A 5,282-nucleotide genomic window follows, 5' to 3' on the forward strand; every position below is an offset into this window, starting at 1 on the left:
GTTTCATGGAGAGGCGACATCCGCCTCTTGATCATCAGTCGTCGCGGCTTGGAAAAAGGTTCGAAGTTTTTTGAAATTTTTTCGAACGGCGGAAAATAGTCCGTTCGGCGCGTGGACTTTGCGTCCGTCAAAGTCGACGGTGCCCGCCGACAGCCTCTGTCATCGACCTGCAGATCTCTTTGGAGGTCAACCGCCCAGGCCGGTGATGTGGCGGAGCCAGAAGGCGAGCGCGATGAAGCCGATGATGGTGGTGACGCCGGTCCAGTCGATGCTGGCCTTCTTCAGATCGCTGACGAGCTTGATCACGAGAAGCCAGGCCACCACGACAAGCGGGAAGATGATGATGAGCCGGATCATGCGAAAACCCTCGACCAGGTAATTGCATCTCTCCAGGATATAGGAAGCCGGCCGGCCATTTTCAGCATGCCACCCGGCCACCCTCGCAGGGTCCAATAGCCGCCGCGAACGGAGTTTTGTCTTTACTGGCGCACGGAATATGCTACCGGAGCGCCATGCCCTTGTAGCTCAGCTGGTAGAGCAGCGGTTTTGTAAACCGAAGGTCGGCGGTTCGATCCCGTCCGGGGGCACCAGCGAATCGCGATTTGTTGAAGCATTTCCAAGGCGTTAGCCTCTCGCACGGTTTGGGCTGTCCATTCCGGTATCCACCTTTTGCGAAGCTGTGGAAAGTGCCAAAACTGCCGGTCCCAACTGAGAAAAGGCCAAGCCGCCAGGGATAGGCGGGCTTGGCCTTTGTCTCAGATACCGTCACCAGCCGTTGCGGTGCCAGTTCGGCCCCTCTTGCGGGATATCGGTATCGAGCGACCAGCAAACTGTTTCGCAATCGGGTTGGGGCTCACGCTCGTCGTCGTCTTCGCGGTCGTCGTTGTCTCCTGACCAGCCCGCCAAATAGGGTTCCTCATCGCCGGTTGCCTCCAGATCGGGTTCGCCATCGTCCAGCATCGCAATCAGCGTCTCAACCGTTCGCTCGATCCGGCGCCGCCGAGCTGGCGATTCCGTGGGGGTTGCGCGCACGTTCATCGCTTTACCCCCTCCCCGCGAGCGATTCGCGTAATATCGGCCATGATGTACTCGATATCGCCCTCGTCGAATTCCCACACTTTGTGCACCCTTGCCTTCGCGGCAAGGTCTTCGAAAGTGGATGCGGGGCAACGAATAACCCGATTGGCGGCGGTCGAAGCGCGGTCGATCTGGCGGTTATAGGCCCGGTCGATCTTCGTGAAGCCGGTCCGGCGCCGGATAGCCCATTCGCCCTTGTTGTAAGCCCGAATGGCCTCATCGAATTCGAAGCGCGCGTTGTTAGGCCGGCGCGACCATTCTGCCATTTCGCCAATTGTCATCTTCTGGGCGGCTTCCACCTCGGCGGGAGTATCCTCGCGCTTCATCGGCTTCACCAGTTTGGCGCGTTCATCAAAGTACCGGCGCTCAGCCACACCGTGTTCAGGCTCCAAAGCCCGAAGCTTGTTCCATTCGAGATAGAAGGAGGCTTCGAGCGCAGCCATCCTGGAAGCAACGGGGGCTGGTGCGGCCTTGCTGGGGGCGGCCCCCAGCAGCGCCGCGACGAGTCCAACGCCGCTTGCGGCAAGTGCGCTCCGGCGGTTGACATTGGGCACGCCTTCGGCGGCAGCCCGAACAGGGGTGTTCGGCATTTGCTATTCTCCGATTTGTGTTTTATACACAGCAATCTGTGCGTGGTTAACCCTAATCTGTATTTATCGGTTGTCAACTCGTTTCTGTGTGTGGTACACAATTAGCCAATTGAAGGGACAGTAATGCTCACTACCGGTAATCAACTGAAGGCAGCTCGCGCACTCGTTGGCATGGAGCAGCAGGAGGCCGCATCCGCCGCCGGAGTTCACGTAAACACGATAAGAAGTATGGAGGCGGCGGGGCCTTCAGCGATTGCCGGGAGAGCCCAGAATGTTCAATCTGTCCAGCGAGCCTTGGAATCGGCCGGAATAGAATTCCTGAACCATGGCAGTCCCGGCGTTAGGCTTCGGCCGAAGTGCTGAATGAGTCGAATTGCTCCTCTGGCAGTGGGCCTGCCATATCGCGACTATGAGCAAACCAATCGCCATCACCCAGAGACAGATCACGGCCATCTGCAAAGGCGCCGCGCGGGCTGGCTTTGTCGCGGAGATCATTATCAACGGCGTGGTGGTTCGGCTGGTGCCGGAGGGGCAACCTACGAAGCCCGCTGGAAGGGCATCCGATTATGAATTGGATGCCGAGTTAGAAAGTTGGGATGGCGATCGGAACCGCAGCAAATCCGCAACGGGGCCTGGCGGCTATCCTTCAGGATCGGGGCGCAAAGGAGACCCGCTCCAAGACTACTACGATCGGCTGGGATTCGATCCGCTTACCATGGGCCAAAGGGAAATGATGGAGTTGCAGAAGGCCGCCGAGGAAAAATGGAAAGCCTCGATCCCAGGCACTCCGCTCGGGAAACGGGAGCGAAATGCCCTAAAGCAGCTAAGCTCTTATGGCCCGAACATCGCAGTTCACTGGATTAAGATTAAGAACTGCGGGGACGATACGGCAGAGCGCCTCAAGGCTCGCGGCTTTCTGGAAACGACCGCCCATCCCAAACATGCCAACAGCTTCGAGTCCTTGATCCTTACCGATGCGGGCCACAAGGCGTTCCGTGCGCTCCAGGCTGAGCAATCATGAAAAAGCCTCTTGCCATCAGTCAGCGCCAGATCACACCCATTTGCAAGGGCGCCAAGGCAGCCGGCTACATCGCAGACGTAACGATCAATGGAGTTACGATTAGGCTGATGCCGGCTGAGATGGCCTCGCCTACCAATTCCGCTCCAAGCCGGGAAGATCCGACACTCGAAGAATGGTAGTCAAGCTCTACATCGCCGCCATCACGGCCTCAATGCTTGCCGGCGCGATCTGGCGCTACCGGCAGCGCGACATGATCGGCATGGCTGCCTGCCTGCTGATGGCCGGCATGGGCGCCTACATGCTGTTGCACTAAAGAGAAACCCGCTGCCGAGGGGACAGCAGCGGGCTTGGCTTCAAGGCTAGCCGGAAGAGGGGATTGGAACACAAGGGCATCCGGCCAGCCCTTTCAACGAGGGTGGCGATCGTTTGTTCCCAGGCCGTTCGCATATATTAGCAATCTCTTGACTAAACCCGCGCTCGCCCAGAATCGGCCTGCATCAGCGCTGGGGCTTTTTAACCTCCAGAGGTAACGCTACAGGGCCTGCAGCCATTCCCCTACGGCTGGGTATGCTTCAATGGTTAGCCTTGCCGGGATGTCCTGCCGCTGCCATTTGCTTGTTGAACGCTGCGGCCTCTTGCTCCGTATCGAATGGACGGGCGGTAGCCGTTCCATCGGGTGCGATGACTACAGCCAGGTACGGCAGGCCGTTCGCTGGTGGGTGATAGACGGCATAGATCGTGCTGCGCTTCATTCCCTCATGCTACCGGGACTCAAAGACCTCGCCTAGCCTTGCGTTGAATTCAAAAGCCGATCCCGGTGAGCGACGTGCAGAAGCTGCATCTGCTCGAACAGGGTCAAAAGGTCTTCGGCTAAGTCTACCCTGAAGCCCTTATGGTGGAAGTCGGCAACAATCTCCCGCTGGCGCGCAATATGTCGCTCGCCCAAAAGCACATGCTGCTCCAGCATCGCCAGAACGGTTTCCTTCATCGCTAAGCGATATCAGATTTCTCGCGCTTGTTATAGGGACCGCGCTTGCCTGGCTTCGGCGGCAATAGCGCCGCCGGGCCGCTTTCACCTTTCGGGACGGCGGACGTTTCAAACATGGTCCGTACTGGTTTCTGCAACTGCGATTCAGACATCTCGAGCAAGCTGTAGCATGATGCCATCCGTGAAGCGGAGCGCCCTATTGAACGCTCTGTCGCGGCAACGATCCGGAGAGCCTTGAGATAGCGCATCCGGTTTCCGAACAGCGTAGCCATCGCTTGCACCCCTGCATTCATAGGCGCTTCGGTCACCGGCCCAAAATAGGAGCCAAATTTTTGAAATTCAAATTGAGACTTTGTGAGCGGGGCTCCGATGCGCAAGACGCGCAATGTCGAACACTCATCGGTTGAATGTGAGTAGGAAGTCCAGGTGCATTTCAAGTTCGCCTTGCACCGCCTCGAAGTCTTGCAATAGACCTCGGGCCATCTCGGTCCGGTGGCCGCCGAGCGTCATCTCATCGATGAGTTTGCGCTGGCGAGCAATGCGTGCCCTGCCTTCGCGAACGTGCCGTTCTCCCCTTTCCACCTTGGTCTCGGTGCTCATGCTGAGACAAGGCGGCTGATGGTCTTTAGGTTCCGCGGCCCAAACGGAACATTTGCTCGCTCCTGGAGTTGGTCGGCATGGACACTTGGACTTCCCTCGATATCAGCGCGGCTGCCATGAAACGGGCGCAAAAGCTTCGCGAGGAAAATGACCGTGTCCGGAAGCAGGCGGAAGCGGAACTGGCCAGGGCTCGCGAACTGATTTCCGATATTGCCGAGCTTCTGGATACTCGCGGCCTGAGGCGCTGTTGAACCGGGCGGGAAGTCACCGGGGAAGACACCCACAGCCCGGCTCGCTTTATCGAGGTGACACAGGATTTCGCGGGCCGGGCCATGCACCGACATCGAGGAGGTGTCGAAGCCCCGTTACAGTGCGCCCTGTCTAGGCAGCCCGCAAGGTATGCCTTTGGGGAAGGTGAACTCGAGCTCGCCTCACGTCCCAATTGGCGACTGAGGTCCCATGGCCGCACGCATAGGTCTGAGCACAGGAAACAACGGCCCGCCAGTTCATTGGTAGCAGTCGCAGGAGATTATCCCCTCCATCTGCGGTAACCCTGAACTGCCCGCCGCTAACTCCTTGGCGGCGGGCCTTTTGGATCTGCTGGACGCCTTGAGGTTGGTCGTAGTTGGTGGCAGAATAATAGGGTAAGGGACGGCAATTTGAGGGCTGCCGTTATGCCGTTATCGCATTACAGCGGAGTATTCGAACCCGCTGACTTGGACTTGCTCCAGCGCGTGTTTGACCAGTTGTGCGTCGAACTCCGCTTAGCACAACAAGACAAGGAACAGAGGGAAGACCTCGCAGCGGACATCGTGAGCGTTTTCCGGAACGGGCTCACGGACGAAGGGGAACTATTGCAGGCCGTTTCTAAGCGCCGCTTGGCTTAGGCCGTCACCGCAGTTTCGGCTTGTCCGCCTGGTGCTGCATCCCCCGATGATCGAAGCCTATTCTATATCCCGTTATGTCGGCCTATAATTGCGGCCGCCGACAAACGTCCCCCTATGAG

General features: G+C 58.3%; 10 protein-coding genes and 1 tRNA gene. 3 read left to right on the plus strand and 8 right to left on the minus strand.

The genetic code is table 11. The annotated features are described in order from the left end of the window. Window positions 1-186: 186 nt before the first annotated feature. A complete protein-coding gene (locus EN780_RS38975) occupies window positions 187-357 on the minus strand; it encodes a hypothetical protein (RefSeq protein WP_189556760.1) in 171 nt (56 codons plus the stop codon). Window positions 358-514: 157 nt separating this feature from the next. Between EN780_RS38975 and EN780_RS26845 the strand changes: the two genes are divergently transcribed. Continuing rightward, a tRNA-Thr gene (locus tag EN780_RS26845) sits at window positions 515-590 on the plus strand. Window positions 591-765: 175 nt separating this feature from the next. Here the strand turns inward: EN780_RS26845 and EN780_RS26850 are convergent. Then, window positions 766-1,038, minus strand: coding sequence for a hypothetical protein (locus tag EN780_RS26850; RefSeq protein WP_128275799.1), 273 nt, complete (start codon window positions 1,036-1,038; stop codon window positions 766-768). Next, window positions 1,035-1,667, minus strand: coding sequence for a hypothetical protein (locus EN780_RS26855; RefSeq protein WP_128275800.1), 633 nt, complete (start codon window positions 1,665-1,667; stop codon window positions 1,035-1,037). The genes EN780_RS26850 and EN780_RS26855 overlap by 4 nt, the downstream gene beginning before the upstream one ends. A 409-nt stretch (window positions 1,668-2,076) precedes the next feature. Here EN780_RS26855 and EN780_RS26865 point away from each other — a divergent pair, with 409 nt between their 5' ends. Together EN780_RS26865 and EN780_RS38980 are read left to right on the plus strand one after the other, a co-directional pair. After that, window positions 2,077-2,688 carry a hypothetical protein gene (locus EN780_RS26865; protein ID WP_128275801.1) on the plus strand — a complete coding sequence of 204 codons (612 nt, stop codon included), beginning with the start codon at window positions 2,077-2,079 and terminating at the stop codon, window positions 2,686-2,688. Between the two features lie 172 nt (window positions 2,689-2,860). Then, on the plus strand, window positions 2,861-3,001 hold the full coding sequence (locus EN780_RS38980; protein WP_187331304.1) for a hypothetical protein: 141 nt from the start codon (window positions 2,861-2,863) through the stop codon (window positions 2,999-3,001). A gap of 259 nt (window positions 3,002-3,260) precedes the next feature. Here EN780_RS38980 and EN780_RS26870 read toward each other — a convergent pair whose 3' ends face one another. Genes EN780_RS26870 through EN780_RS26890 form a run of 5 tightly spaced genes read right to left on the minus strand, consistent with a single transcriptional unit; the run spans window position 3,261 to window position 4,620 of the window. Further along, the gene (locus EN780_RS26870) at window positions 3,261-3,440 is read right to left on the minus strand and encodes a hypothetical protein (protein ID WP_128275802.1); all 180 of its coding nucleotides are present in this window, start codon (window positions 3,438-3,440) and stop codon (window positions 3,261-3,263) included. A gap of 32 nt (window positions 3,441-3,472) precedes the next feature. Beyond that, entirely contained in the window at window positions 3,473-3,676 is a 204-nt protein-coding gene (locus EN780_RS26875) for a hypothetical protein (protein ID WP_127421784.1), read from the minus strand. A 2-nt stretch (window positions 3,677-3,678) separates the two neighbouring features. Then, window positions 3,679-4,062 (minus strand): hypothetical protein, encoded by a 384-nt coding sequence (locus EN780_RS26880; RefSeq protein WP_127312068.1) that lies wholly within the window; start codon window positions 4,060-4,062, stop codon window positions 3,679-3,681. 10 nt (window positions 4,063-4,072) lie between these two features. Next, window positions 4,073-4,276 (minus strand): hypothetical protein, encoded by a 204-nt coding sequence (locus tag EN780_RS26885; protein WP_127421785.1) that lies wholly within the window; start codon window positions 4,274-4,276, stop codon window positions 4,073-4,075. Continuing rightward, the gene (locus EN780_RS26890; RefSeq protein ID WP_128275803.1) at window positions 4,273-4,620 is read right to left on the minus strand and encodes a hypothetical protein; all 348 of its coding nucleotides are present in this window, start codon (window positions 4,618-4,620) and stop codon (window positions 4,273-4,275) included. Before EN780_RS26890 ends, EN780_RS26885 begins: the two co-directional genes overlap by 4 nt. Between the last annotated feature and the right edge of the window lie 662 nt (window positions 4,621-5,282).

The sequence above is a fragment of the Mesorhizobium sp. M4B.F.Ca.ET.089.01.1.1 genome (genome assembly GCF_004022605.1).
Taxonomy (GTDB): domain Bacteria; phylum Pseudomonadota; class Alphaproteobacteria; order Rhizobiales; family Rhizobiaceae; genus Mesorhizobium; species Mesorhizobium abyssinicae.

What these genes read in the sequence shown, in the direction of transcription:
- EN780_RS38975 (WP_189556760.1), bottom strand. Translation starts at nt 357, where the DNA reads ATGATCCGGCTCATCATCATCTTCCCGCTTGTCGTGGTGGCCTGGCTT.
- EN780_RS26850 (WP_128275799.1), bottom strand. Translation starts at nt 1,038, where the DNA reads ATGAACGTGCGCGCAACCCCCACGGAATCGCCAGCTCGGCGGCGCCGG.
- EN780_RS26855 (WP_128275800.1), bottom strand. Translation starts at nt 1,667, where the DNA reads ATGCCGAACACCCCTGTTCGGGCTGCCGCCGAAGGCGTGCCCAATGTC.
- EN780_RS26865 (WP_128275801.1), top strand. Translation starts at nt 2,077, where the DNA reads ATGAGCAAACCAATCGCCATCACCCAGAGACAGATCACGGCCATCTGC.
- EN780_RS38980 (WP_187331304.1), top strand. Translation starts at nt 2,861, where the DNA reads ATGGTAGTCAAGCTCTACATCGCCGCCATCACGGCCTCAATGCTTGCC.
- EN780_RS26870 (WP_128275802.1), bottom strand. Translation starts at nt 3,440, where the DNA reads ATGAAGCGCAGCACGATCTATGCCGTCTATCACCCACCAGCGAACGGC.
- EN780_RS26875 (WP_127421784.1), bottom strand. Translation starts at nt 3,676, where the DNA reads ATGAAGGAAACCGTTCTGGCGATGCTGGAGCAGCATGTGCTTTTGGGC.
- EN780_RS26885 (WP_127421785.1), bottom strand. Translation starts at nt 4,276, where the DNA reads ATGAGCACCGAGACCAAGGTGGAAAGGGGAGAACGGCACGTTCGCGAA.
- EN780_RS26890 (WP_128275803.1), bottom strand. Translation starts at nt 4,620, where the DNA reads ATGTCGGTGCATGGCCCGGCCCGCGAAATCCTGTGTCACCTCGATAAA.